This is a genomic window from Maricaulis sp. MIT060901, from assembly GCF_047123815.1.
Lineage (GTDB): Bacteria > Pseudomonadota > Alphaproteobacteria > Caulobacterales > Maricaulaceae > Maricaulis.
The window spans coordinates 441,206-467,034 of the sequence record NZ_CP138920.1 but is presented as its reverse complement, the minus strand read 5'-3'; the positions used below and the strand labels follow the sequence as shown (position 1 = coordinate 467,034).

Annotated in this window: 19 protein-coding genes and 1 tRNA gene; 14 read left to right on the top strand and 6 right to left on the bottom strand. The window is 60.8% G+C overall.

Going from position 1 to position 25,829, the window contains the following annotated elements:
• Positions 1–107: 107 nt before the first annotated feature.
• Entirely contained in the window at positions 108–1,790 is a 1,683-nt protein-coding gene (locus tag SIC17_RS02340; protein WP_412546277.1) for a carboxylesterase/lipase family protein, read from the top strand.
• Here SIC17_RS02340 and SIC17_RS02335 read toward each other — a convergent pair.
• The 3 genes from SIC17_RS02335 to SIC17_RS02325 form a co-directional block, all read right to left on the bottom strand.
• Positions 1,763–2,803 (bottom strand): M14 family metallopeptidase, encoded by a 1,041-nt coding sequence (locus SIC17_RS02335; protein WP_412546276.1) that lies wholly within the window; start codon positions 2,801–2,803, stop codon positions 1,763–1,765. The genes SIC17_RS02340 and SIC17_RS02335 overlap by 28 nt on opposite strands.
• A complete protein-coding gene (locus tag SIC17_RS02330; protein WP_412546275.1) occupies positions 2,791–3,045 on the bottom strand; it encodes a hypothetical protein in 255 nt (84 codons plus the stop codon). The genes SIC17_RS02335 and SIC17_RS02330 overlap by 13 nt, the downstream gene beginning before the upstream one ends.
• 63 nt (positions 3,046–3,108) lie before the next feature.
• Positions 3,109–4,218, bottom strand: a complete 1,110-nt coding sequence (locus SIC17_RS02325) for a glutamate-cysteine ligase family protein (RefSeq protein WP_412546274.1) — start codon at positions 4,216–4,218, stop codon at positions 3,109–3,111.
• Positions 4,219–4,358: 140 nt separating this feature from the next.
• On the opposite strand from SIC17_RS02325, the gene SIC17_RS02320 reads away from it, so the two are divergent.
• The 10 genes from SIC17_RS02320 (at position 4,359) to SIC17_RS02275 (ending at position 17,034) form a co-directional block, all read left to right on the top strand.
• Complete coding sequence (locus tag SIC17_RS02320) at positions 4,359–6,230, top strand: cation:proton antiporter (protein ID WP_412546273.1); 1,872 nt, start codon at positions 4,359–4,361, stop codon at positions 6,228–6,230.
• Positions 6,231–6,313: 83 nt separating this feature from the next.
• Positions 6,314–7,909, top strand: a complete 1,596-nt coding sequence (locus SIC17_RS02315; RefSeq protein WP_412546272.1) for a L,D-transpeptidase family protein — start codon at positions 6,314–6,316, stop codon at positions 7,907–7,909.
• 250 nt (positions 7,910–8,159) lie between these two features.
• Positions 8,160–9,233 carry an OmpA family protein gene (locus tag SIC17_RS02310; protein WP_412546271.1) on the top strand — a complete coding sequence of 358 codons (1,074 nt, stop codon included), beginning with the start codon at positions 8,160–8,162 and terminating at the stop codon, positions 9,231–9,233.
• Positions 9,234–9,437: 204 nt separating this feature from the next.
• On the top strand, positions 9,438–10,724 hold the full coding sequence (locus SIC17_RS02305; RefSeq protein ID WP_412546270.1) for a cystathionine gamma-synthase family protein: 1,287 nt from the start codon (positions 9,438–9,440) through the stop codon (positions 10,722–10,724).
• A gap of 74 nt (positions 10,725–10,798) precedes the next feature.
• Positions 10,799–12,067, top strand: a complete 1,269-nt coding sequence (locus SIC17_RS02300; RefSeq protein ID WP_412546269.1) for a hydrolase — start codon at positions 10,799–10,801, stop codon at positions 12,065–12,067.
• A gap of 13 nt (positions 12,068–12,080) precedes the next feature.
• Positions 12,081–13,097, top strand: a complete 1,017-nt coding sequence (locus tag SIC17_RS02295) for an arginine N-succinyltransferase (protein WP_291893289.1) — start codon at positions 12,081–12,083, stop codon at positions 13,095–13,097.
• A gap of 4 nt (positions 13,098–13,101) precedes the next feature.
• Complete coding sequence (gene astD, locus SIC17_RS02290; protein WP_291893286.1) at positions 13,102–14,547, top strand: succinylglutamate-semialdehyde dehydrogenase; 1,446 nt, start codon at positions 13,102–13,104, stop codon at positions 14,545–14,547.
• 2 nt (positions 14,548–14,549) lie between these two features.
• Positions 14,550–15,893 carry an N-succinylarginine dihydrolase gene (astB, locus tag SIC17_RS02285; protein WP_291893284.1) on the top strand — a complete coding sequence of 448 codons (1,344 nt, stop codon included), beginning with the start codon at positions 14,550–14,552 and terminating at the stop codon, positions 15,891–15,893.
• A 78-nt stretch (positions 15,894–15,971) separates the two neighbouring features.
• Entirely contained in the window at positions 15,972–16,397 is a 426-nt protein-coding gene (locus SIC17_RS02280; protein ID WP_291893282.1) for a response regulator, read from the top strand.
• A gap of 124 nt (positions 16,398–16,521) precedes the next feature.
• Positions 16,522–17,034 carry a hypothetical protein gene (locus SIC17_RS02275; RefSeq protein WP_412546268.1) on the top strand — a complete coding sequence of 171 codons (513 nt, stop codon included), beginning with the start codon at positions 16,522–16,524 and terminating at the stop codon, positions 17,032–17,034.
• 19 nt (positions 17,035–17,053) lie between these two features.
• On the opposite strand, the gene phhA is transcribed toward SIC17_RS02275, so the two are convergent.
• Both phhA and SIC17_RS02265 read right to left on the bottom strand, forming a co-directional pair.
• Positions 17,054–17,935, bottom strand: coding sequence for a phenylalanine 4-monooxygenase (gene phhA, locus SIC17_RS02270; protein ID WP_291893278.1), 882 nt, complete (start codon positions 17,933–17,935; stop codon positions 17,054–17,056).
• Positions 17,936–18,030: 95 nt separating this feature from the next.
• Positions 18,031–20,145 carry an AsmA family protein gene (locus SIC17_RS02265; protein WP_412546267.1) on the bottom strand — a complete coding sequence of 705 codons (2,115 nt, stop codon included), beginning with the start codon at positions 20,143–20,145 and terminating at the stop codon, positions 18,031–18,033.
• Positions 20,146–20,270: 125 nt separating this feature from the next.
• Here SIC17_RS02265 and SIC17_RS02260 point away from each other — a divergent pair, with 125 nt between their 5' ends.
• Positions 20,271–21,068 (top strand): M48 family metallopeptidase, encoded by a 798-nt coding sequence (locus SIC17_RS02260; RefSeq protein WP_412546266.1) that lies wholly within the window; start codon positions 20,271–20,273, stop codon positions 21,066–21,068.
• A 121-nt stretch (positions 21,069–21,189) separates the two neighbouring features.
• Positions 21,190–21,266: transfer RNA gene (locus SIC17_RS02255), tRNA-His, on the top strand.
• 1,324 nt (positions 21,267–22,590) lie between these two features.
• Here the strand turns inward: SIC17_RS02255 and SIC17_RS02250 are convergent.
• Positions 22,591–23,637 carry a S66 peptidase family protein gene (locus tag SIC17_RS02250; RefSeq protein WP_412546265.1) on the bottom strand — a complete coding sequence of 349 codons (1,047 nt, stop codon included), beginning with the start codon at positions 23,635–23,637 and terminating at the stop codon, positions 22,591–22,593.
• Between the two features lie 215 nt (positions 23,638–23,852).
• On the opposite strand from SIC17_RS02250, the gene SIC17_RS02245 reads away from it, so the two are divergent.
• The gene (locus SIC17_RS02245; protein ID WP_291893273.1) at positions 23,853–25,829 is read left to right on the top strand and encodes a TonB-dependent receptor; all 1,977 of its coding nucleotides are present in this window, start codon (positions 23,853–23,855) and stop codon (positions 25,827–25,829) included.

The following is a 25,829-nucleotide window of genomic DNA, read 5'->3' as shown; positions in this document are numbered from 1 at the left end:
TATCGTGGATCTGTGGTCGAATTGACCTTTCTCTGTCGCGTCGCCAATCCTCTGAGCTTGCCTCACCGGCGTTTGCCCCTAATCTCCTTCGCAAAGGGGAGAGGATCATGTCACCAGTTCGCAAATCATCTGTGCTCGCCATGCTGTGCGGAGCTCTGTTGGCGGCCTGCAGCGGCGAGCGCGCCGCTGAGCCACCGCAGGCTCTCGAAGACACGCGGCGGAGCATCGCCCAGGGTGAGGTGATCGGCTTTGCGACCGAACAGGGTGCCGAGGCCTGGCTCGCCATTCCCTATGCCGCACCGCCGGTTGGGGATCTGCGCTGGCGCGCGCCGCGACCGGCTGGCGGGTTTGAGGGCCTGTTCGAGGCTCTGAACCATGGCGAGCGATGTCCCCAGCTGACCAATGGCCTGGATGAGGCGGAAGGCCTGGAGTCGGGCCTGATCGTGGGTAGCGAAGATTGCCTGACCCTGGACATCTATGCGCCGCCCAATGCCGAAAACCTGCCGGTCATGGTGTGGATTCATGGTGGCGGCAATGTGTGGGGTCGTTCAGGCGCCTATAACGGCTCCCAGCTGGCGCTTGACCAGGATGTGGTGGTGATCGCTATCCAGTATCGCCTCGGCCCGCTGGGCTGGATGGCGCACCCGACCTTGCGCGCTGATGCCGAGACAGAGGTTGATGCCGCGGCCAGCTTTGCCCTGCTGGACATGATCGCGGCGCTGGAATGGGTGCAGGCGAATGCCGGGGCGTTCGGCGGTGATGCCGACCGGGTGACGATATTCGGCGAAAGTGCAGGCGGGCACAATGTGGCCGGGCTGATGGCCAGCCCGCGGGCGCGTGGTCTCTTCCAAGGCGGTATCATACAGAGCGGTATCGTGTGGTCGCGGTCGCTGGACGTGGCAGAAAACGGTTCTGACTGGGAGCAGCATGGTGCGGTTCCGACCATCGCCGGACTGGTGGGCGCCGAGGCCAGCGCGGCGGATATCCGCGCGATCGGGCTGGAGAGCCTGTTTGCGGCCTATGAGGATGAGGGCGTCACCGACATGCCGCGCATGATCGAGGATGGTGTCGTGCTGGGCGAGGGCGGCATCCTGGCCGCGGCCTCGACGCCGGGTGGTTTCAATGACCTGCCGGTGATTACCGGCACCAATCTGGAGGAAATGAAGCTCTACAAGGCGCTGGACCCGGACCTGGTGCGCCGTTTCGGCATGCTGCTATGGCCGCGCGATGCGGGCGCCTATGAGGCCGTAGCGGAATATCCCAGCCGTTTCTGGCGAGCGCTGGCCGTGGACGAACTGGCCAATCGCCTGCGGGCCAGCGGACATGAGGATGTCTGGGCCTATCGTTTTGACTGGAATGATGGTGGTTCCTTCCTGGTCACGGATAGCGGGCAATTGTTCGGTGCGGCGCACTCGATGGAGATCCCCTTCGTCTTCAACCATTTCGAATTCTATGGCGCGCTGGACGGCCTGTTGTTCACCGATGGCAATGCCGAGGGCCGCGAGGCCATTGCGGCGGCCATGGGCGCGCACTGGGGCCGGTTTGCCCATGAGGGTGTTCCGGGCAGTGACTGGGATCGCTGGCAGGCGGGCGGGGCGCTGATGCGGTTCGACACGCCGTTGGAAGGTGGCCAGCAGATGATGGTGGGCGAGGAGAGCCTTGCCGGAATTCTCGAGGGCCTGGCACAGGACGAGCGTCTGGATGATCGCCAGCGCTGCGTGGTGGCCGAGGAACTGACGGGCTGGAACCCGAGCGATGCGGATCAGATTTCGGCGGCCATAACCTGCTGATTGTCCAGATCAACCGCTTCCATGAGATAGCCGAAACAATCGTCATGGATGATGGTTGTGTCGAGCGTGATCATGGACGGTGTTGCGTCGCGCACCAGGATCAGACCGTCCGCCTGACGTTCGAAAAAGTGTTCGGTAATATCCTGGCGCGCTGCATTGAACACGCGTAGCGGCATGCCGGGCTGTGACACCCGCGCCCAGTGCGTACCAGCCTGTCTGGGCGAGAAATTCCACTCATCCATTCCGGAGGGAAAGAGAAGCTGGGCGTCCGAGGATGGCGTGAAGCCGATGCGCCACCCCGGTTCGATCTCCATCCGGCCCACGGTGTGATAGACGGTCAGATCGCAGTCCCGGCCCGATTGTCGAAAGGTGCTGAGATGCAGGGTATCGTGCACAAGATCAAAGGCGCGCTCGACACCGGCCGGTTCGCCCGGTCGTCCTGCCTCAACGGTGACGGCGGGGCACAGGCGTGACAGCGCCATTGAAATCACGCTCGCCGGATTGCGGAAATAGACAACGGTCGGGCTGAACATCGAGGCCAGGTGCAGGAAGTCCGGTGCCAGACTGTTGATACAGCCATAAAGCGGATTGCGGCCGGTATTGTTGTGGATGTCGATGGCGGCAGAAAGCCTGCGGCCGGAGAGCTTGTCGAGCACCCGCTCCGCCAGCGCGTGTTCCAGGCTGTCTCCGCCATTCCAGATCCGGTTGTAGTCCGGCTGGCCCGCAATATGGCGCAAACCGGCCTCTGCAGCGCGCACATTGGCTATGAAGATGAGCAGGGTGCGGGGCAGGGGGTGGTTACGCATCCAGCGGGCCAGGCGTTGCAACACGCTAAATCCAGTTGTCTCATTGCCGTGCAGGAGAACAGATACGAACACGGTTTCTTCCGACCGCCCCTTCAGCTCGACCAGGCAGGGATCGGGAAACAGCTTGCGGCTCTCACGCGCATTGATACGCAAGAGTTCAGCGGGCAGGTCGTGACGCTCATCGAGCGTGAGATCTAGTGTGTCCATCGATAAACCGGTTGGCCTTCTTCCTGGCGGTCCAGATAGCCTTGAACCATCATCTGATGATCATTGCCATGGCAGTTGGCGTGGGCACGCTGCCAGGCTGCGCCAGTCTGGCCATTGCGGGCTCGGGCCCGGATGATGCCCATATAGTGGCTCGCATCCAGCGCGCTGATCCCGGCATCGATCAGTGCCTGTTCAGCAAGGTCGGCCAGCGCGTTGCAGATCAGGCTCTGGATATCGTGCACCTGCCCGTCCAGCCAGACGACCGAAGCGCCGAGACCACGCTTGGCGCAGGCATAGAGATTCCGTCAGGCCAGCTCGAAAGGCAGGCGTTCCTCCAGTCCGTCTTCCTGTGCCAGGTGCAAGGTCAGACCGATGGCAAAGGCGGTGTTTGCGACGACATCGACAACCGTTGGACCCGCCGCCATGACCCGGTTTTCGATACGCAGGTGTGGAGCCTCGCCTGGCGAGGCGTGAAAAATTGGCCGGTTCCAGCGCCAGATCGTGCCGTGCTGGAGCTTGAGATGGACCAGCTCCTCGCGCTCGCTTTGCGAAACCATCGGCAGGAAGGGGATGTAGGTGTCCAGATTCTCGATGAACAATTCCATCAGGGATGACCTGAGATAACGCTCGCCAAACGTCACCCGGCTGGCATGTCGACCATCCACGCCGCGCGGTCCTGGCAGGTTCACCGCGGATTCAAACGCAGGGATGCGCGTCTCCTCCCACAGACGGCGGCCGTAGAGGAATGGCGAGTTCGCGGATACGGCCACGATCGCTGCGGAGGCGACCTGCATTGCGTTGTAGTTACGGACCGCGTTCTCCTCTGAGGTCATCAGGTGAACCTGCAGCGATGTACAGGCGGCCTCGGTCATCAGGTGGTCCTGTATGAGCGAGAGCTGGTCACGCCCTTCGATATCGACGCAAAGCGGTTTGCCGCCGCGCAGCTGGAAAAGACGTTCATTGAGCAGGCGGTAGCGCTCCGACGGGGTGATGGTGTCGAGTGAGAGATGGCCTTCGCGAAGGGTGGGCGGGATGCCGATCATCATCGGGCGCAGTCCGATCTCCTGCGCGGTCGTCCTGGCCTGTTTCCAATGCGTGTTGAGCTCATCCTCAAAGTCGCTGAAACAGCGACAGGAGAGGGCGCGCGGTTCGGAGTTGAACTCGAAATTGAACGCGGCCAGCTCTGGCACCATGGCCGGATCATTCAGCCGTTCGAGGAATTCCAGATTTCGTTCGGCGGGAAAGCCATCGACGTCAATCAGCCAGGCCTCAAGCTCCAGGCCGCTGAAGGCGGGTGAGGCGGGGTTGAAGGCGCCTTCCCGGAACCATTGCATCACGAGGCTCGTTTCAGAGCGCAGCCGGTGCTGGAAAGTATCCTCACACAAGACTTCCTGGCTGGAAATTTCACGTCCCATAATAGTCTCTCTTTATTTAAGGGTATTTCAGCTTCGCCGGGCAACACGATGCGACCAATTGGCCCGGGCGCTTTCTGGCTGTGGCGCTGGCAGGGCGAATGGGGCTACACGGGTTTGCATAAGGACAGGTCCGCAAATCGATGAATGAATTCCTGCTACAGGCCGCCATCTATCTGGGCGCCGGCGCGGTCGCCGTGCCGCTGGCACACCGGCTGGGGCTGGGCTCTGTGCTGGGCTATTTGGTTGCGGGCATTCTCATTGCTCCGCTGCTGGAACAGGTCGGGTCGGATCATGAGACCGTGCAGCATTTCGCCGAGTTTGGCGTTGTAATGATGCTGTTCCTGATCGGGCTGGAATTGCAGCCGGGTCTGCTCTGGTCGATGCGTTCGCGCCTGTTCGGTCTGGGCGGGGCACAGGTTCTGGTGACAGCCAGCGTAATCGCCGGCGGTCTCTACCTGTTTGGGCAACCGGTCGCCACCGCGTCGGCACTGGGCCTGATCCTGGCGCTCTCCTCGACAGCAATTGTCCTGCAGACGCTTGGCGAGAAGAAGTGGCTTCGCAGTAAGGGCGGGCAGTCGGCCTTTGGCGTACTCCTGTTCCAGGACATCGCGGTTATCCCGATCCTGGCGCTCCTGCCTTTCCTGGCCATTGGCGGTGCCGGGGAAAGCGCGTCAGGCAGTGGTCATGCAACCGCCAGCCTGATTGCGGACTATCCCGCCTGGGCACAGGCCGTACTGACATTGTCTGCGGTGGCCGTGGTCATTCTGGTTGGTCGTTATCTGACGCGTCCGGCCTTTCGGATCATCGCCCGAACCGGCCTGCGAGAACTTTTTCTGGGCTCCGCGCTCTTGCTCGTCATCCTCATCGCCATGTTGATGAGCTATGTAGGCCTGTCACCCGCGCTCGGGACTTTCCTGGCCGGCGTGGTCCTGGCTGACAGTGAATACCGGCACGAGCTGGAAAGTGACCTTGCCTCGTTCAAGGGGCTGCTGCTCGGCGTGTTCTTCATCACGGTTGGAGCCGGGATTGATTTTGATTTGCTGGCAGCCCAGCCCGTGCAGATTGTTTCAGGCGCGGTGGCGCTCATACTGCTCAAGGGCATAGTCTTGTGGCTGCTGGGGACCGGTTTCGGGCTGCGCAAGCGGGAGCGCTGGCTGTTTTCCATGTCGCTGGCCCAGGCTGGCGAGTTCGCCTTTGTCCTGCTGACTTTCGCCGTCAGCTCCCACGTCCTGCCAGCAGAGATCGCGTCCTTCACCTCACTGGTTGTTGCGTTGTCCATGCTGGCGACCCCGGCTCTGCTCTTGTCCTATGAACACCTTGTCGCGCCCCGGGTGCGTCTGGGTGAGGGGACGGATCGCTCACATGACAAAATCGAGGAGACGGGGAGTGTGATTATCGCCGGCATGGGCCGGTTTGGGCAGATCGTGCAGCGCATGCTGGTGATGACCGGCCATCGGCCCGTCGTCCTTGATTCTTCCGCCGAGCACATCGATTCGCTACGCAAGTTCGGAATTGATGTCTATTACGGTGACGCGGTGCGTCCGGACATGCTGGTTGCAGCCGGTATCGCCAATGCAAAACTCTTCATCGTCGCGATTGACGGCCGTGATCGCGCGGTTGAACTGGTTGACTTTGTGCGCCGTCGTTATCCGCAGGTTCGCATCCTGGCACGCGCGGCAGATCGCGATCATGTCTATCGCCTGTGTGCAGCCGGGGCGGATACCGCCTTTCGCGAGATGTTCGGCTCCTCAGTGGCAATGGCCAAATCCGCGCTGATTGAGCTCGGGCACAGTGAAGATGATGCCGATCGCAAGGCGAGGGCGTTTGACGAGCATGACACCGCGGGGCTGCGCCACCTGATGGAAGTCTGGGATGCAGAGCTAGACGTATTTTCCAACCCGACTTACATCGCCCGCGCCAAGAGCCGCGCTGACGAGTTTGCCGAGTTGATGGCGCAGGATGAGGAAGAGCGGGAACGTTCGGATAATCAAGAACCTGCGCCGAAAGAATAAACTATCTCAACTTGTGAGTGAAAACCGCTTCACCTGACTGGCCGGAGTGGTTAATCTCCCGGTTACTTGTACGGAGTCGTGTGGTGAAGCATTTGCTGGGGATAGCGCTTTCCATCGCTCTGGGTGCGGGCGCTTTTGCGCAGGACCCAGAGGAAGATCCTGATTCCATTGGTGTGCTTCAATCCGACGGTGTCGTCGAAGAAGCCGAGCCCGAAGTGCCGCTTCTGCCTCAGCCCGCGCTCGAGCTGTGGGATGCGGCCGATCTTGATTCGATCGTCACAACGCTGTTCGAGGCCCCCAGTCACGGCCTGCCCTCGCTGGACCACCTCGCTTTTCGTATCGCCAATCCGCAGGAAGCGCTGGAGAGCCGACAGGCGTTGGCGCAGCACGCATTCCTGCAATATGGCGGTTGGTTGCGTTTCGGGCTGATCGACCAAGAAACACATGCTGTTCGTGACCTTTCCAACGAGGAGCGCAACACGATTATTGCCGCTCTGAGTGAGGCCCTGGCCAACGGAGATGTCGCCGCGGCCCTGGATGGGTTTGCGCCGCGGGTCCGAGATTATGAAATCCTGCGTCGGGAAATGTTGCGCATAATGGCGCTGCAGCCGATCTGGCCGGAAATCGAGTTCGAGGGCGGGGCACTGGAGCCCGGGGCGACGGGGCCGCGTGTCGAGCAATTGCGCGCGCGCCTGGCAGCGGAAGGCCTTTATCGGTCCGACTGGGAGGATGGTGCCCCCTACGGGCCACGACTGGAGACCGCTGTTCGGCGTTTCCAGGGACGGGTCAATCTGGCGCCGAGCGGCCGAATGGATCGCAATACGCTGCGCCAACTCAATATCAGTCCTCTTGATCGCCTGTCGCAACTGCGCGCCAATCTGGAACAGCGGCGTTGGCGCGAGCGCGATCTGGGACGCAAGCATATCTGGGTGAATATCGCCGACTATCGTCTGGAGGCGTGGGAAGACGGCGAACTCGTGCGTACGCATGAGGTAATGGTTGGGCGCACGGCCAGTTCAACGCCGGAATTCTCCGACGAAATGGAATACCTGGTCTTCAATCCCTGGTGGGGCGTGCCAACCGGGTCTGCTCGCTCGCGCTTCCGTTCGATTCGTCGCAATCCGAATGTCGTCGACTATTACGGGTTTCGCATTTTCGATTCCGCGGGCAGCGCGATACAACCTTGGGAAATAGACTGGTCGCAATGGGGGCGATCCTGGCCCTATCGTCTGTCGCAAGCCCCTGGTCCGACCAATCCCATGGGAGAGGTCAAGTTCATCTTCCCCAATCGCCACAATGTCTACATCCATGACACGACCGAGCGGGACCAGTTTGTGCGGACCCGTCGGGATTTCTCCGCCGGGTGTATTCGCGTGGATGATCCGCTGGAGCTTGCGCGCTGGATATTGGCTGGACAGGATGGCTATGATGAGGAGCGTATTTCCCAGGTAGTGCAGGGCAATACGCCCACCGTCGTCTGGCTCGACGAACGCATTCGTGTTCATATCGCCTATTGGACAGTTGTCGGGGACGAGAACGGCGATGTGCGGTATCTCAACGATCTTTACGGGCGCGACACGCGTCTGGTCACGGCGTATCAGGCGGCGTTGGACGGCTATCAGCCGACCCGATCCGAACTGGTGGAGTTGCAGGAAAATCTCGCGATAGCGCTCGAATAGGTCTTGCGGAACAAATACACTTAAACATCAAAGCTCTGGCGGTGGTCAGCGTGTGTAAGTGTCACTCTGGAGCAACGGACCGATTTTTTTGCACCAAATACGTGTTTTGACGCGATGAGCTATGGCCTCAACCCGGTATTTGATGTAGTGAATTTTTAGGAATTGTCCGCAGGGGACGATTCTGCGTAATTCGATATGGATCGAATTTGGTCAGTCACACCAAGGAGGCAGAGCCTCCGGAGGGGGAATGATGAAAACACGGCTTTTCACGGCGGCCGCCGTCGGAGCCATCCTCGCAGCGGCTCCTGCGTTCGCTGACGAAGGCTGGTATGTCCGCGGTGCTGTCGGTTATGGCGGCCCGGGCGACACCGACGTCTCTGGCAGCCTCAATGGCGTAATCAATGGTAGAAGCGATCTGCGTGAAGCAGCAGCTCTTGGTTATTCGTGGGCTGACGGCCTGCGTTTCGAGGCTGAGCTGGCTCACCGTTACAATGACACGGGTGCTATTGGCTCGTTCGAGAGCAGCACGTCTGATTTCCAGATGTGGTCGGCAATGGCGAACGCCATTTTCGACTTCAATCCGGAAGGTCTTTACCATCCGTACGTTGGTATCGGTATCGGTCTGACGGACGTTTCCGGCTACCTTGCTGGTTTCACCGCTGGCACGACGCCGCCGATCCCGGTGGCATCTGACTATGTGATTGCACGCGACAGCGACACTGCATTCACGTGGCAGGTCCTGGCTGGTATCGGTTGGGATCTGACCGATCGCCTGACCCTCGACACCGAGTACCGCTACTTCTCCGTAGCTGGCACCGACTTCGAGCCGGGCGTCAGTGTTGACTCCATGTCCGGTCACGAGGCTTGGTTCGGTCTGCGTTATTCTTTCGCAGCTCCGCCGCCGCCGCCTCCGCCGCCGCCGCCGCCGCCGCCTCCGCCGCCTCCGCCGCCGCCGCCGCCTCCGCCGCCTCCGCCGCCGGAGTGTGAAGATGTGGACTTCCGTGTCTACTTCGAGTGGGATCGCTCTGACCTGACCGCTCAGGCGCGTTCGATCATCGCTCAGGCTGCGAACGAAGCTGCTAATTGTGATGTGGTTCGTGTGAACGTTGCGGGTTATACCGACCGTTCTGGCGCTGCATCCTACAACGTACGCCTCTCCGAGCGCCGCGCTTCTGCGGTACGTGACGAGCTGGTTCGTCTCGGCATCGCTGCAAGCACCATCTCGATGGAAGCTAATGGTGAGACCCAGAACGCACGTCCGACGGCTGATGGCGTTCGTGAGCCGCTGAACCGTCGTACGGAAGTGGTTATCACGCTCGACTAATCGTCGAACGCGAATTCAAGGGAACGGCTCGGCATTTCGCCGGGCCGTTCTTTTTTGGAATAAACGTGCTCAAATCGACCGGTTTTCGGGTCGATCAAGTTACATTTTTCGCGCTGCTGAGTATGGCCTTGACCGCTGGATTTGAGCGGTTCAAATCCTCTCCACGGTCTTTTCAGAAGGCCGACAGAACCTGGAGGAGAGGCTGTGAGCAAGCCGGACAAACCATACCGCAAGAAGGACGTTGCCGGGCACGTCCTGTCCCCTGAAACCCAGATGATGAGCTATGGATTTGATCCGAAGCTCTCCGAGATGTCGATCAAGCCGCCGGTCTTCCTGACCTCGACCTTTGCCTTTGCGACGGCTGAGGAGGGCGCAGCCTTCTTCCGTGTCACCCTGGGCCAGGCCGAGGAAGGTGATCCGGATGCCGCGGGTCTGATGTATTCGCGTTTCAATAACCCGAACATGGAAGTCCTGGAGGACCGTCTCGCCATCTTTGATGGTGCCGATGATGCCTGTGTCTTCTCTTCGGGCATGGCCGCGATCTCCACCACGCTGATGGCACTGGCGCATGCCGGTTCCGTGATCCTGCAATCCACACCGCTTTATGGTGGTACGGAAAGTCTGATCCGTAAGTTCCTGCCGAATTACGGCATCAAGTCCGTCGACTTTGATTCTGGCGCCGAGGAAGACGCGATCCGCGCAGCCGCCGACGAAGCCATGAGTTTGGGCGAGGTTTCGGTCATATATTGCGAGACGCCAACCAACCCGACCAATGACCTGGTCGATCTTGGCGCATTGGGCCGCGTCGCCGACATGATCGGTGAAGCCCAGGGCACACGCCCCAAAATCGTGGTCGACAACACGTTCCTTGGGCCGGTCAACAAGTCCCCGCTGACGCTGGGTGCTGATGTTCTGGTCTATTCCCTCACCAAATATGTCGGCGGTCACAGTGACCTGATTGCCGGTGCTGCCCTTGGTGAGTCGGAAGCCATGGCCAAGGTGCGTGGTCTGCGTGGTTATCTGGGCACCAATCTGGATGCTCACACCTGCTGGATGCTGCTGCGTTCCCTGGAAACCGTGAAAATCCGCATGGAAGCGGCGGCTGCCGGTGCTCGCAAGGTTGCGGAATTCCTGCGCGAGCATCCCAAGGTCGATCGTGTCCGCTATCTGGGCTTCCAGGAAGAGGGCAGCCGCGAGGCACGGGTCTATGCCGAACAGTGCGACTTTGCCGGTTCCACCTTTGCTTTCGACCTGGCTGACGAAGCGGCGGCGTTCCGCATGCTCAACGCTCTCCAGGTGATGAAGCTGGCTGTCAGCCTCGGCGGAACCGAGACGCTGATCTGTCACCCGGGCTCGACGACTCACCGGGGTGTTGACCCTGAGCTGCGCCGTCGCCAGGGCTTCTCAGACGGCCTGGTCCGTATCTCTGTCGGTATCGAGAATCCGGATGATCTGATCGCCGATCTCAAACAGGCCCTCGAGCACGCGTAGTCTTATGCAGTTAATCCCCGCGGCTTGGCGGCCGCGGGGGTAGACGTCCGCGTTTAAACGGCTATCACAGCTAGATGCTGAAAAACGTCGAACTCAATGCAGAAGAGCGCGCGGTCCTCGATTGGATCGACAGCCGCGCAGACCACATGATCGAGACCGTCAAGGACTGGGCGTCGATCAATTCCGGCAGCAAGAACCCGGAGGGCCTTGAACTGATGCGAGGCAAGCTGGGCGAAGCGTTTGCCGAGCTGGGTGGAGAGATCTCCGCCGTTGAACTCCCGCCTTCCAAGGCCGTGCTGCCAGATGGCCAGGTGGTCGAGCAGGAATACACCCCGTCCTTCCATTGCCGCATCCGCCCCCAGGCGCCGATCCGCATTGTCATGACGGGACACCACGATACGGTTTTCCCCAAGGACAGTCATTTCCAGACCTGTACCTACTGGGATGACGACACGCTCAACGGACCCGGCGTCGCCGACATGAAGGGCGGCATCCTGGTGATGCTGCACGGACTTCTGGCACTCGAGCGCAGCCCCTGGAAGGACGAGATCGGCGTGGATGTGCTGATCTCACCAGACGAGGAGATCGGGTCGCTGGGTTCTGCACCGATCCTGGCGGACCTGGCCACGGGTGCCGATATCGGCATGACCTATGAGCCGGCCCTGGCTGATGGTTCGCTGGCGGGCGCTCGCAAGGGATCCGGCAACTGGTCGCTGAAGGTTTCCGGCAAGGCGGCTCACGCTGGCCGTGAGCACCATCTGGGTCGAAATGCGCTGGTCGCAGCCTGTCAGTTCGGGCTGGGCCTGGACGAGCTCAATGGCCGCCGTGAGGGCGTGACGTTCAACATGGCCAAGATTGATGGCGGTGGCCCGCCCAATGTCGTGCCGGACAATGCCGTGGCCCGGTTCAACATCCGTGTTGGCGAGGAAAACGACCGCATCTGGGTCGAGGCCGAGCTTGAACGCCTGCTCCACGAGATCCGCGTGCGCGATGGTATCGAAGCCGAGCTGCATGGGGGGTTCACACGCCCGCCCAAGCCGATGTCCCCAGCGAATGCCAAGATGTTCGAATGGACCAAGGCCGCTGGCGGCGCGCTGGGCCTGAACATTCGCTGGCAGGACACGGGCGGTGTCTGTGAAGGCAATAATCTGTGGGCTGCAGGCTGTCCCAATGTGGATACGCTGGGCGTGCGCGGTGCCGATATCCATTCCGATCGCGAGATCGTCAAACTGTCGAGCTTTGCCGAACGGGCGAAACTGTCAGCCGTTATGCTGATGAAATTCGCGCGCGGCGAGTTCGACGCCAAACAAGCAAGAGCACTGGCGAAAACAAGCCAGGCCTGACACAGGGGAAGACATGCTGATCGTACGCGCGGGCAAACGCTCCGACATCGATGCGCTGATCAAGCTGGCTGCTGAGGCCGGTACCGGTTTCACGAGCCTGGCTCTGCCGCCGGAAGCGCTGGAAGAAAAACTGATCAAGTCGGAAAAGGCCTTCGGTCTGCCTGGCACGGAGCAGACCGAGGATGTCTATCAGCTGATGCTGGAGGACACCGAGAGTGGCCAGATCGTTGGCTGTTCCGCGGTCAAGGCGATGATCGGCGTGTCCAAACCCTATTGGGATTTCAAGATCATCACGCTTGCCCAACACTCCAGTGAGGCGGACCGCCGTTTCGACATGGATGCACTCCTGCTGGTCAATGACTTTGCCGGCGCGACCGAGGTCGGCACCCTGTTTGTCTCGGAGGCCGGGCGCGGCTCAGGGGCAGGGCGCCTGGTCGCCCAGTCTCGCTACCTGTTGATCGCCGCTGGCCGGCCCCGGTTTGGCGAGAAAGTCGTCGCGGAGCTGCGCGGCGTCGTCGAGGCGGATGGATCCTCACCCTTCTTCGACCACGTCTCCCGACCCTTTTTCCGCATGGATTTCGACGAGGCCGATGCGCTCAGCGCGGCCACGGACAACCAGTTCATCCTGGATCTGGGGCCGCAACACCTTCTCTATGTCGACCTGCTGCCGAAAAGCGCGCGTGACGTCATCGGCCAGACCCACCGCGATGGTGGTGGTGCGCGCAGGTTGTTGGAGTGGGAAGGCTTCCACTATGATCGCTATATCGACATTTTCGACGGCGGTCCGCTGGTCTCGGCCTGGACCGAGAATATCCGCACCCTGAATGAAAGCCGGGAAGTCACTGTCCGAGCGGCCACCACGGCTGGCGGTGTGCCGGGCATTGTCTCTACCGATCGTTTCGACGACTTCCGCACCTGCCAGGCACATGTCGTGGTGGATGGCGACGTGATTGGTCTGTCTCACGACGTCATGGAAGCGCTCAACCTGACTGACGGCGACCGCGCCCGTTTCTGGCGCAAGCAAGGATAAAATCATGCTCTTTATCAACGGCGAGTGGCGCGAAGGCGCTGGCGAACTGTTTCAGTCCCATTGTCCCGCAGACGACACCCTGGTCTGGGAGGGGCGCTCCGCGGCCCCGGCCGATGTTGATGCAGCCTTTACGGCGGCCCGCGCAGCCTTTCCGGAATGGGGACGTCGCCTCTATCCGGAACGTGTCGCCATGGTCGATGCCTACAAGGCCTATCTGGACGCGCACAAGGAAGAGCTTGGCGACCTGATTGCGAGGGAGACCGGCAAGCCGCGCTGGGAAAGCGTCACCGAAGTCGGTGCCATGATCGGCAAGGTCGATATTTCCAAGGCAGCCTACAAGGAACGTACAGGCGAGTTTTCCAACGACACGGCGTTTGGATATGCCGCCATGGCGCACAAGCCGCTGGGCGTGATGTTCGTGCTCGGGCCGTACAACTTCCCGGGGCACCTGCCCAATGGTCATATCATCCCGGCTTTGCTGGCTGGCAATACGATCGTCTTCAAACCATCCGAGGTCACGCCGGCTGTCGGAGAATTCATGGTCAAGGCCTGGGAAGCTGCCGGTTTGCCGGCTGGCGTTCTCAACCTGGTCCAGGGCGCACGTGAAACCGGTGCAGCCTCGCTGGACAATGCCGAGCTTGATGGTGTCCTGTTCACCGGCTCCTGGGGTACGGGCAAGTTCATCCACGAGAAATTTGCCGGTCGCACCGGTGTCCAGCTGGCACTGGAAATGGGCGGCAATAACCCGCTTGTTGTCTGGGGTGCCAAGGATGCGGAAGCTGCGGCGCGCATCGCCGTCAATTCTTCCTACATCACCGCTGGGCAACGCTGTTCCTGCGCCCGTCGCCTGATCATTCCGGACAATGAGTTCGGTCAGGCCGTGGTTGATCATATCGCCGACTTTGCCGGTCGCCTGACGATCGGCAAGTGGGATGACGCGGACCAGCCCTTCATCGGCCCGCTCGTGTCCGCCCAGGCCGCTCGCAATGTGCTCAAGGCGCAGGACGAGCTGCTGGAAGCCGGTGCCACCGCGATCCGCGCAGCTGAGCCGATGGATCTCGGTGAGGCCTTTATCCGCCCGGGCATTATCGATGTCACGGGAGTGCAGGTGGAGGACGAGGAGATCTTTGGTCCCGTCATCCAGGTCATTCGCGTCTCCAGTTTTGATGACGCCATCGCTGCGGCCAATGACACGGCCTATGGCCTGTCCTCTGGCCTTGTCTCCGATGATGAGAGCCTTTGGGAGCGTTTCTGGGTCGAGAGCCGTGCCGGCATCGTCAACTGGAACCGTCCGACCTGTGGTGCGGCTTCGAACATGCCGTTCGGCGGGCCAGGCCAGTCGGGCAATCTGCGTCCGAGCGCTTACTACGCTGCTGACTATTGTGCCTACCCGGTCGCCACACAGGCTGCGCGCGAACCGGAGCGCATGGCGATCAAGGGGATCGACTAATCGTGAGCGACGCGCTGGAAGCCAATTTTGATGGTCTGGTAGGGCCCACCCATAATTATGGGGGGCTCTCGCCGGGCAATTTGGCCAGTGCGCGCAATGAGGGCAGTGTGTCCTCGCCCAGAAACGCCGTGCTGGAAGGCCTGGCGAAAATGCGCGAACTGGCGCGCCTGGGCATTCCTCAAGGGGTCTTGCCGCCCCAGGAACGGCCCTTCATCCCCGCCCTCAGGGCGATTGGCTATGGCGGTCGGGACAGCGAAATTCTCGCCAAGGTGACCTGGGAAGAGCCTTACTATCTGAAGATACTGTCCTCGGCTTCCTCGATGTGGGCTGCCAATGCGGCGACGGTCTCGCCGTCCGCCGACACCGGCGACGGCCGGGTGCATTTCACGCCGGCCAATCTGCACACCACAGCGCACCGCGCGATCGAGGGCCCTCAGACCCAGAGTGCGCTGGAGCGGGTTTTCTCCGACCGCGAACGTTTCAAGGTCCATGTCCCGTTGCCCGGTCACGCCCTGTTCGCTGACGAGGGCGCCGCCAATCATGTGCGTCTTGCGCGCAATCATGGTGAGCCCGGTGTGGAATTGCTTGTCTGGGGCCGCGACGGCCTCGTCGCCGATGACGGCAAGTTTCCCGCGCGCCAGACGCGCCAGGCCTGCGAGGCGATCCGGCGCGGACATGGTCTGGACGGTCGCCGTACCGTGTTGGCGCAACAATCCCGTGAAGCCATCGATGCAGGCGCTTTCCACAATGATGTCGTTTGCGTCGGGACGCTCAACACGCTGTTTTTCCATGAGCAGGCCTTCGAGGACCGCCGGCAATTGGAAGAGGATCTCCAGCGCGCCGCGCGGGGGCGTTTTGATCTTGACCTGATCGAGGTACCCGCAGACGAAGTTTCGCTGGAGGACGCGGTTTCTTCCTACCTGTTCAATTCCCAATTGCTGCAGGTGCCAGGAGAGGAGCGTCTGGTCTTGCTCGCGCCGGAGGAGACACGTGAAAACAAGGCGACCGCAGCCTATTGCGAGCGCCTCGTCGCGGGCAATTCGGCCATTGGTGCCGTGCAATTTGCCGGCGTTCGCGAGTCCATGCGCAATGGCGGTGGACCTGCGTGCTTGCGGTTGCGTGTCGTGTTGAACGAGGCTGAGCGACAAGCCGTCAATCCAGCGGTCTGGTTGACGGACGATCTTTATGACCGACTGGTCGACTGGGCCGAGCGACATTACCGGGACCGGTTGGCACCTGCAGACCTTGCAGATCCGCAATTGCTTGGCGAAAGCCAGCGGGCGCTAGACGAGCTGACCTCTATTCTTGAACTGGGTTCGGATTTTTACGACTTCCAGCGCTCCTGATCCCCTCCTTGTTTGAGATTGAAGTCGCACGAATCGCGTCATAGTCTTCGCCGCACGAAGTTTTGGGGCTGCGAGGACTTGGGAATTTCAGTCGATATTGTACTGGTCGACGATGATCCGGATGAACACCTTCTTTTCCACGAGGATTTGAAGGACGCTGGCGTATTGTTTGAATTCTCGGCCTTCACCAAGGCTGACCTCGCGCTGGAACACCTCCAGGAGCGTAGTAACAATCCGGTCCTTCTGCTCACCGATCTCAGCCTGGCCGATGATGCGGCGCTGCGCCTGATCGAGGCCTGCCAGCCCTATCTCAATGGCGGTGCGGTTGGTGTCTATTCCGGCACGAGGAACCCGGAAATGGAGCTACGTTGCCGCGATCTCGGCGCTCTCTTTTACATCGTCAAGCCGGTAACGCGCGACAAGCTGGTTGGTGCGGTGGAGGGGTTGGCCGGTGTGAGCCTCAAATCCGATCCGGATGGCAAGCTGTCTATTCTGGTGTCCTGACCAGAAGTTTCCAATTCTGAGCTTTATTTAACTCGCTTTCTGACGATCGGCTTGTCTATCTTCCCTGTTTTTCGGGGAAAGGTAGGAAATGATGTCTCCTCAGAAACGACTCGGCCAGTGAGCCTTGGCGGCATGCCTTGTTTCCAGCGCACTTCACACCGGTGCCCTGGCCCAGAGCAATAACAGCTTCGTTCTCCCGCAGGAGGTCCGCGACCAGTTCGAATTTGTCATTGGTGAGTGGGATGTCGAGGTCACTCTGGCCAATGGCAATGTCTATCAGGCCGAGTGGCAGAACAGCTGGCTGGCCGATGGTGTCGCGCTGGTCCAGGAATGGCGCGGCCCCTACACCAAGGGCATCGAGCTGCGTTACTACAACGCTGTCGACGGTGGCTGGCAGGGTTATAACGTCTATACGATGAATGGTGGCCAGGCGCGCAGGATGACCTCGGCGCGTGACGGCGCAAACATGGTGGTCACCATCAAGGAGACCAACCGCCAGGGCCAGGAATTCCTCAATCGCGAGACCTATTCCGACATCACCGCGCACGGTTGGAGCATGCGCTCCGAGCTCTCCTATGACGACGGAGAAACCTGGCAGCCAGGCCAGTATTCGCTTGTGGCAAGGCGGAGGGAGTAGGGCAGATGCCGGTGCGGTCTCAGACCGCTTCGGCGTGACCGACCAGGCCGCCATTCATGGCGTACTCCTGGGAGCCTCGGGAATAGACCTTGTCGCCCTCTGCCACGTCTGACGGCTTGTATTCCGAGAGGTCGGGCAGGCGTTCATAGAGCGGGGCGAAGTCCTGGTAGGTGGCTTCCATCAGCTCGTCATAGCTGTCGATGACGAAATAGGTTTGCTGGAAGTCATCATACCGGTAATCGGTGCGCATGACGCGCTCCAGGTCGAAATGCATGCGGTTCGGCGACTTGGCTTCCAGGCTGAAGATCGACTCGGCCTTGGACGAGACGATGCCAGCGCCATATATGCGGCGACCTTCCGGCGTGTTGATGAGGCCGAATTCGACGGTGTACCAGTAAAGGCGCGCCATATTGGTGATGGTGTTGAACTCCAGCGAACGCAGCCCGCCCTTGCCATAGGCCTGCATATAGTCGGCAAAGACTGGTTGGGTTAGCAGCGGCACGTGTCCGAAGACATCGTGGAAAATGTCCGGCTCGGGCAGATAGTCCAGCTTGTCGCCATCGCGAATGAAACGGCCGGAGACAAAGCGGCGATTGGCGAGATGGTCGTAGAACTCCTTCTCGCCAATGAGGCCCGGCACGGTGACGACCGTCCAGCCGGTGAGTTTTTCCAGCTTCTCGTTGACGCGGCGGAAATCGGGAATGCCACCCTCATTGAGGTTCAGCAGTTCCAGCCCACTGAAGTGCTCGTCCGCGGCACGGCCCTTGAGCACTTCCATCTGGCGCTTGTAGAGCGTCGTCCAGATCGCGTGTTCTTCCGTGGAATAACGTTCCCATTTCTGGTCGATCGTCATGTCTTCTGCCGGTGTTTGTTCGGCAACAACGGGATCGTGGACAGGCATGGGACGTCTCCGCCTAACTAGTTTCAAGTGAAACTAGTTATAGCGCCGAATCTGCCCGGACCCAAGTCGCTTGCTGTGACTTGCGCCAATTCGCCTCAGTTATTGTCGTCGCCGCTCTCGTCCTCGTCACGGCGTCCCCGGTTGAACAGGCCCTGGAGCAATTGCTGGGCGGGATCGGCCTCCGGCTGTTCTTCTTCGCCATCTTGTTGTTGGGCGTCATTGCCGCCCAGGCCGATGGCGTCAAGCAGGCTGTCGCGCAACACATCTTCCGGGCGGGTCGCGTCGCTATTGCCGCCCAGAGCGCTGCTGAGCGCGCCGGAGATCAGCGCCTGGCCCACAGCGGAGGTGTCGACACCGATGCTGATATCGTTGAAACCGCCGCGAATACGCACCGGGATCTCGACACCGCGCAGGTCAGCCGCGCCGCCCTGGCCTTCGATCGAGGCGACAAGGCGCGGGCGCATGCGATAATCCAGCGATTGCGAGGGCAGATCGACAAAGCCGGAGCCCCCCACACGCAGCAGCGGGCTGAGCATGGCGAAGTCGGTATTGTCAGCGCGGCCGCCATTGATCGTGAAACTGCCCGAGAGCGAGGAAAAGTCGGTCTGGGTCTGATCCCCAGCCTCGACCTGTTCGCTGTCATCACTGCTGGTTTCCGCCTCCTGCGGAGAGGATTGGGCGCCAAAGAAGCTGTTCACATTGCGGATCGTCTCGGCCAGGTTGATGCCGACAATCGCGCCATCCTCGAAGCCGAAATTCCCGTTACCGGCCAGCGAGCGCATGATCGCCGCCTGGCTGGCACCGGAGGCTTGCAGGTCCAGCGCGATGCCGCCTGTTCCTGTCAGGCGTTCAAACCCGGCCGCCGCCTGCAGGAAGGGCAGGGCGTTGAGGTCGGAGAGCTGGGCGTTGACGCTGTAGGACGGTGTCGCGGTGCGATTATTGGCCACGACCCGGACGGAACCCGTACCGTCATAAAGCTGGAAATCCGAGAGATTGGCGACCATGCGGCCACGATCCAGGGTCACGTCGAGGCGGACATTCTCGATATCTATATCGCCATATTCGAACAGGCCGACATTCAGATCCAGGTCGGCATCCACCAGGTTGAGCCCGGCCAGATCGATCTCGTCCTCGCTCCAGGGCGGGATACCGGCATTGGAATTCTCGGCGTCACTGCCGGAGGTCTGTTCGGGCAGATAGGGTGTCACATCCAGATTGGGCAGGTCCAGCGCACCGGTGATGTTCGGGCGCGCGCCGGAGGTGGCGATGTTCAGGCGCCCGGAGCCGCTGATGTCGTCGAAACGGATATTGGACGCGACGAGGCGGACATTGCCCGGCGCAACATCGATTGACCCCTGCGCCGCGAACGCCTGCAGGCGATCACCCGGTGGCAATTCCGCGCCGGCAAAGGTAGCCAGGTTACGCAGGGACGGGATGTTGGCGTCGATCTCGCCATCCAGCTCAAACGCTTCCGACGCCGCCAGGCGGCCATCAAAACTGGCCGAGACCAGATTGCCGCCGAATTCCATGGTGACTTGTGTTTCCGCGCCCTCGAACACGCCGCGGATCGAGCCCACGGCGCCGTCAAAGCTCAGCCGTTCGCCATCGGCTGTCAGCTGACCGGAAATCGCGGCTTCCTCGTCCAGTGAGGGCAGGGACACTTGCAGGGTAAGGCCGGTAATGTCGCGTTGTTGCTGGCCGTCCTCGAAATGGATGCTGGCATTCTCGATGCGCACATCGCCAAAAGACGCTTCGAAGGGCAGGGCGCCCGGGCGGCGCACAAAACCCTCGCCGGAACTCGCCATCTCCGTCGTCGGCGCGTCGGGCGAACGGAAGGTCCAGTTATTGCCGGAGCGGTTCTGCTGCAGCCGGATCACCGGGTCGATCAGCACAAATTCGGTGATCTGTACGTCGGAGGACAGGAGCGGGATGAGTTTCACGCCCACGCGCATTTCCGCCATTTCCGCCATCGGTGTCTCGCCGAACCCGTCCGCATTGGCCAGGCTCACATCGCGCGCAGTGATTTGCAGGCTGGGCAGGATCTGAAGGCTCAGATCGCCGGCCAGGACCACATCCCGGTGCAGGGTGCGGGAGGCTTCCTCGGCAATTCGCTCGCGATAGGAGTTCACGGGAATCAGGAATGGCAGGGCCAGCGCGATGATGACCAGGCCGACAAGACCGAGGAGGGCATAACGAATAATGCGAGACATGATTGGGATTCCCGTATGGCGAGCACGAAAACTAACGCTGTCACGTGACCGTTTCTTGGCGAACGGTGAGGACATGTTTAAGTTAATCGACCAGAGGCAGCCGCACAATCGAAGGGGGAAGGTGCATGTCGTCATTCAATAAAACGAGCCTGATGCAGCGTCGCGAAGTCATTATGGGCCTCGCCGCCGGCTCCATCGTGCCGTTTGTATCCGGTTGCGCGGATAATGCGTCGCTGGGTCGCTCCCAGCTGATGCTGGTCTCCGACGGCCAGTTGGCCCAGCTCTCTGACCAGGCCTGGCGTGATAGTCTTGGCCGTGAACGTGTGCTTCGCGATCCGGGATATACCCGCCGTCTCAACCGTGTTGGCCAGCGTGTCGTCGATGCGTCTGGCCAGGGTCATCTGGACTGGGAATTTGTCGTGTTCGACAGCGATACGGTCAATGCCTGGGTCCTGCCCAATGGCAAGGTCGGTTTCTACAAGGGTATTCTCGACCTGATGGAGACCGATGATCATCTCGCCACCGTGATGGGCCACGAGGTTGGCCATGTCGCCGGCCGCCACTCTGCCGAGCGTGCCAGCCAGCAGATCGCCGCCCAGGTTGGCGTATCGCTGCTGACCTCGGCCCTCGGGGCCAACCAGAATACGGTCGAGTATTCCGATGATATCGGCGCCGCGCTCGGCATGGGTGTCACGCTGGGCGTGATCCTGCCCTATAGCCGCCAGCACGAATACGAGGCCGACCGTCTCGGCGTCGATTACATGGCCCGCTCATCCTATGATCCGCGCCAGGCCATCGACTTCTGGGTCGCCATGTCGACTCTGCACCGGGGCAGTACCGCGGAATTCATGTCGACCCACCCGTCCGACGAGAACCGCATCGCCGCCATGCGCTCCCATATGACCGCGCGTGGCTATACCTAGACCCCTGTTTCCAGGCACCTGCACAAGCATGTGCAAATCGCCTGACTGGGGTGTTGCCAGAGGGGGGCGGGAAGGCTAGTTTCCCGCGCCTCACGGCAAAGCATTCCCGTGAGTACAGCGTGCCGCCTTAGCTCAGTTGGTTAGAGCGCTAGATTGTGGATCTAGAGGTCCCCCGTTCGAGCCGGGGAGGCGGTACCATTTTTCTAAATTAAATCAGTAATTTGTGGGTTTTGCTTCGCGAGCGAAGTGCGCCGGAATTGAAAACGGTTTCCAAATGTTTTGGAAACCGCGCAGTTTTAGCATTTTTTTCCAATAATTTCAGTGTTTTAAGTGTGTTAGAGCACTAGACTAGGTGTCTAGCGTTATATTGCCTTCGCCCTAGTTGATTTTCGGGCCGCTCGAATCTCACGAGCTTTGCGCAACTGTCGCCGGTCGTAGTCAGATATTGGCTTGCTAGGGGGGAGAGTGAGCGAGGTTTGGTAGAAACTGATTTTAACATCACCAGAGACACAGAGGGCGCCCGATCGGTTGGTGATTTGTAGACACCGGTACGCTCACAGGATTCTGCGCGTTCACCTCCCGCTTCCACACGAATTTTGATCAATGCCCGCTGTTTAAAACATCGCCCAAACATCTCTGGACTATTCAAGTTCTACGCCACAATCGACATAAAACTCTTCTGACCCTCGTCTCGTGCGAAGAGTCCCGAGCGCACAATACTCATCGACATACTGCTGTTCGCTCAGCTGCTCGATCACAGCGCTATCCGGAAGGATACCTGCGACTTCCAATGGTTGCTCACAGGGCCATTCCAACAACAAGAATTCGTGCGTCCCAACCATCGACGCGGAATCGCCCCCGCAACTAGCTTGGCCGCGATACAAACTCCCGCGCCACGCTCGATATGCTTCCGGAGGCAACTCCGAGTTAATCCCAGTATGAATTCTATAGAACCGAGATGAAGCCTCATCCGATTTTTGAATGGAGCAACCACCAACCACTGCTACGATTAGAGGTAAAAGAAGCGTCCTACATCTCACAGAGTACCTCATACTCAACTCCCATATCTACCTGCGTTCCAGTAGTAAACTCAGTCAAAACGATCAAGAAATTCCCTGTCAGCTCGATCCGGGCACCTCCACGGTGACCTGAGCGTTCTGCCCCGGCCTCATTGTACCGCCAGCGAGCAGCGAGAGATCTCGCAAGGTTACCTCGAAATTATCGATCACCCATCTATTACTGTCGCTAGCGGGGTGACAGAGACACGTCACCACAGACACTGTCCTCGACGTGTAGAGCCGGGAAACCCGGCTAAAACCGGGGCGCCGTGTGGAGAGTTGGTTTCCACTTGTTTTGGCGCCGGTTTCCAAATCAAGGGCTTATAACGACCGTTAAGCGCCTTGGTTTCAACTTATGTTATTGTTTTTATTTAGGTAGGCCGTATTTGTGGATCTAGAGGTCTCCCGTTCGAACCGGGAAGGCGGTACCATTTTTCTCACAGACCGGGTGTGATCGTGGAGTGTTAGTCCAGCACCTGTTCCACTCCCCCCGTTTCCCCGTCCAGCCACACCCGGGCCCGCGCGCCATTGATCAGCGTCAGATTGGGCGGGCGGTGGCCGATATCCAGATCGAAGAGCACCGGGAAGGGCGCGTCGGCAAGGGCGGTATTCAGCGCATCAAGATCGCTGAAACCGGCATGATCCTTCGCCGGGCCGGCATTGCGGCCCATCAGAAGGCCGGCGATGTCCGTAAACACGCCGCGATGTTTCAATCCCATCAGCGTGCGAGCCAGCTGGGTCGGGGTGAGCTCGACATTCTCCAGATAGAGAAGGCAGGGCAGATCGCCATGCGTTCGGGCAAAGCCCGCCGGGTCGATGCCGTCCTGTCCGAGGAGATGGGCCAGCGTGTCCAGGCATCCGCCCAGAAGGCGCCCCTCGATGCTGATCTTGCCATTGTCACTAGACGCGGCGGTCGGCAGGTATTGCCAGCGTGTGGCATGGGTCGGTTCCAGCGCGGCATGCGGATCCGTCTCGATGGCCGGGAAACCCTTCTGGAAATGGCTGGATGCGTCCTGTGTGAACCGGGCTCCGGCGGGCAGGGCGAGCCAGTCCAGCGTACGTGCGGTCAGCGAGTCTGTCTGGCTGTCCACGAGATCCATCAGATTGGCGCTGTGCACCGTCGCCCAGCCGCACCGCGCCGTCAGTTTGGCCGTGAGCGTGCTGACATCGGAAAAGCCGAACACCCATTTCGGTCGGGCTCTGGCCAGTGCGTCATAGTCCAGCAGCGGCAGCAATTCCATCGCCAGCTCCCCGCCCCAGGGCGGCGCGATGACGGCGATGGTGTCATCCAGCGCAAAACGCATGAACTCGGCCGCACGTTCGCTGACGGGGGCGCTGACATGGCCCGCACTCGCGCGCAGGCAGGCGCCTTCCACGATCTCGAAGCCGCGCTGTTTCAATTGCCGGATCACCAGGTCGAGACGCGCATGGGCGCTCTCGCGAACACCGTCTGAAAAGGCGGTAAGGGCGATGCGCCTGCCGGGGGCGAGGGACGCTGGGTATCTGATCACGGGCGGGCTCCATTGATGCAATATTCTTCCGTGCTCACTCATCGGCGGCAAGCGCGCTTTCAGTCGCTCGATGCAGGCCGTTCCCCGTGCTGTTTGATGGATCCGTGTGCGCAACAGGCCCGGACAACACTTTTCCGCGTTCTCGCATGCAGGCGGCTTGCGTCCGGCGGTGAATGGCCTAAGTCTGCCCCGAACAAGAGGGCAGGAGTAAAAGCGTGATTTCCCTTCTGGCATTGGCCATCCAGGCTGTACCGGCCGAGTCCGGTTCCGAGATCATCTACGTCACCGGCGATCGTGCGGGCGAGGAGCGGACCAGTCTCGCGATCAGCCGCATTGATAGCGATCAGCTGGCACTCACCGGGGCCCAGCATGTGGCCGAGATCATCAATCAGCTGCCGGGCGTCAACCTGCATCGCGGCAATGGCGCGGAACATCTCACCGCGATCCGCTCGCCGGTTCTGACGGGTGGAGCAGGCGCTGGATCTTTCCTCTATCTGGAGGATGGTATCGCCTTGCGGGCAGCGGGATTTGGCAATGTGAACGGGTTGTTCGAGAACCTGAACCAGCTGGCCGGTGGCGTTGAACTTGTTCGCGGTCCGGGACCAGCGCTTTACGGGTCGAACGCGCTGCATGGCCTGGTCAATACGCTGACCCCGCGGACGGGAGAGCGCGGTGAGTTGGAGGCCGAACTTGGCTCGTTCGGCCGCTATCGCGGCCGTCTTGTTTCCGGATGGGGTGAGAATGCCGTGATCGGGCTCGCGGGCCAGCATGAAGATGGCTGGCGCGATGATGCCGGGCTTGATCGGGTTGAAGGTTTCGCTCGGTTTGACGGGCAATGGGGCGAGGTGAGCTGGTCCTGGCGCACCGCGGCGGTGTCGCTCAACCAGGAAACAGCGGGTTTTGTTCGCGGGCCGCTGGCGTATGAGGATCTGGCCCTGGCACGCAGCAATGCCGATCCGGAGGCCTATCGTGATGCCTGGGCGGTTCGTTCGGCGCTCTTCCTGACCGGCGATCTGGACGCTGACTGGTCCTGGAGACTGACGCCGTACCTGCGCGCCAACCGCATGGATTTCCTGATGCATTTCGTGCCCTCCGAAGCTCTGGAGGAGAGCGGGCATGACAGTCTGGGCCTGCAGGCCTCGCTGAGCCGTGATGATGCGGCGGGCGGACGACTGACGCTTGGTCTTGATGTCGAGCGCACGGCGGGGGCGCTGAGCGAGGTGCAGGAACGGCCGACCATTTTCTCTTTCGTCCAGGGCACGCATTATGACTATGAGGTCGATGCCGATGTGCTGGCGCTTTATGCCCAGCGCCGCTGGACGCTGTCTGAGCAGCTTGCCGTGTTTGCCGGCCTGCGCTGGGAGGCGACCCGGTTCGACTATGACAATCAAACCGCCACTGGCGTGACCGGGCGGTTCCAGCGTCTTGCGGACCGCGAGGACAGTTTCGACGTGCTGACACCGAGTATCGGAGCGATCTGGAGCGAGGGTGATCATCAGTTTTCCGCGCGTCTGGCGCGCGGGGCCCGGGCTCCGCAAACAGCCGAGCTCTACCGGCTGCAGGCGGGCCAGGTGATTGACGCGATCGAGCCGGAGACGCTGGACAGTCTGGAAGCGGGATATCGCCGGGATCTGGCCGGTGGCGGATATGTCGATCTCACCGGCTTTCTCATGCAGAAACGCAATGTGTTTTTCCGCGATGCCGACGGCATCAATGTGACTGATGGCAAGACGGCACATCATGGCGTGGAACTGGCGCTTTTCCTGCCGCTGGGCGAGCGCGTCTCTGCGCAACTGGCAGGCAGTTGGGCGCGGCATGAATATGATTTCGACCGGCCTGTGGGCAATGCCAGCGAGGCGATCCGCGCCGGTGACCTGATCGACACTGCGCCGGAATGGATGTGGACCGCCGGGCTGAACTGGCAGGTCAGCGAGCGTGTGGCCACACAGCTGGAATGGCGTCATGTCGGCGAATACGCAATGAACGCCGCCAATACGCATGTTTATGAGGGCCATGACCTGGTCAATCTGCGGGCACAGGCGGATCTGGCCGAGGGCGTCGAGGTGTTTGCGGCCGTGCGAAACCTGTTCGATACGCGTTATGCCGAACGTGCGGATTTCGCCTTTGGGTCAGAGCGCTATTTCCCCGGCGAGGAACGGGCGTTCAGCCTGGGTGTGCGACTGCGCCGTTAG

What these genes read in the sequence shown, in the direction of transcription:
- SIC17_RS02265 (WP_412546267.1), bottom strand. Translation starts at nt 20,145, where the DNA reads ATGTCTCGCATTATTCGTTATGCCCTCCTCGGTCTTGTCGGCCTGGTC.
- astD (WP_291893286.1), top strand. Translation starts at nt 13,102, where the DNA reads ATGCTCTTTATCAACGGCGAGTGGCGCGAAGGCGCTGGCGAACTGTTT.
- SIC17_RS02310 (WP_412546271.1), top strand. Translation starts at nt 8,160, where the DNA reads ATGAAAACACGGCTTTTCACGGCGGCCGCCGTCGGAGCCATCCTCGCA.
- SIC17_RS02260 (WP_412546266.1), top strand. Translation starts at nt 20,271, where the DNA reads ATGTCGTCATTCAATAAAACGAGCCTGATGCAGCGTCGCGAAGTCATT.
- phhA (WP_291893278.1), bottom strand. Translation starts at nt 17,935, where the DNA reads ATGCCTGTCCACGATCCCGTTGTTGCCGAACAAACACCGGCAGAAGAC.
- SIC17_RS02300 (WP_412546269.1), top strand. Translation starts at nt 10,799, where the DNA reads ATGCTGAAAAACGTCGAACTCAATGCAGAAGAGCGCGCGGTCCTCGAT.
- SIC17_RS02340 (WP_412546277.1), top strand. Translation starts at nt 108, where the DNA reads ATGTCACCAGTTCGCAAATCATCTGTGCTCGCCATGCTGTGCGGAGCT.
- SIC17_RS02320 (WP_412546273.1), top strand. Translation starts at nt 4,359, where the DNA reads ATGAATGAATTCCTGCTACAGGCCGCCATCTATCTGGGCGCCGGCGCG.
- SIC17_RS02325 (WP_412546274.1), bottom strand. Translation starts at nt 4,218, where the DNA reads ATGGGACGTGAAATTTCCAGCCAGGAAGTCTTGTGTGAGGATACTTTC.
- SIC17_RS02335 (WP_412546276.1), bottom strand. Translation starts at nt 2,803, where the DNA reads ATGGACACACTAGATCTCACGCTCGATGAGCGTCACGACCTGCCCGCT.
- SIC17_RS02295 (WP_291893289.1), top strand. Translation starts at nt 12,081, where the DNA reads ATGCTGATCGTACGCGCGGGCAAACGCTCCGACATCGATGCGCTGATC.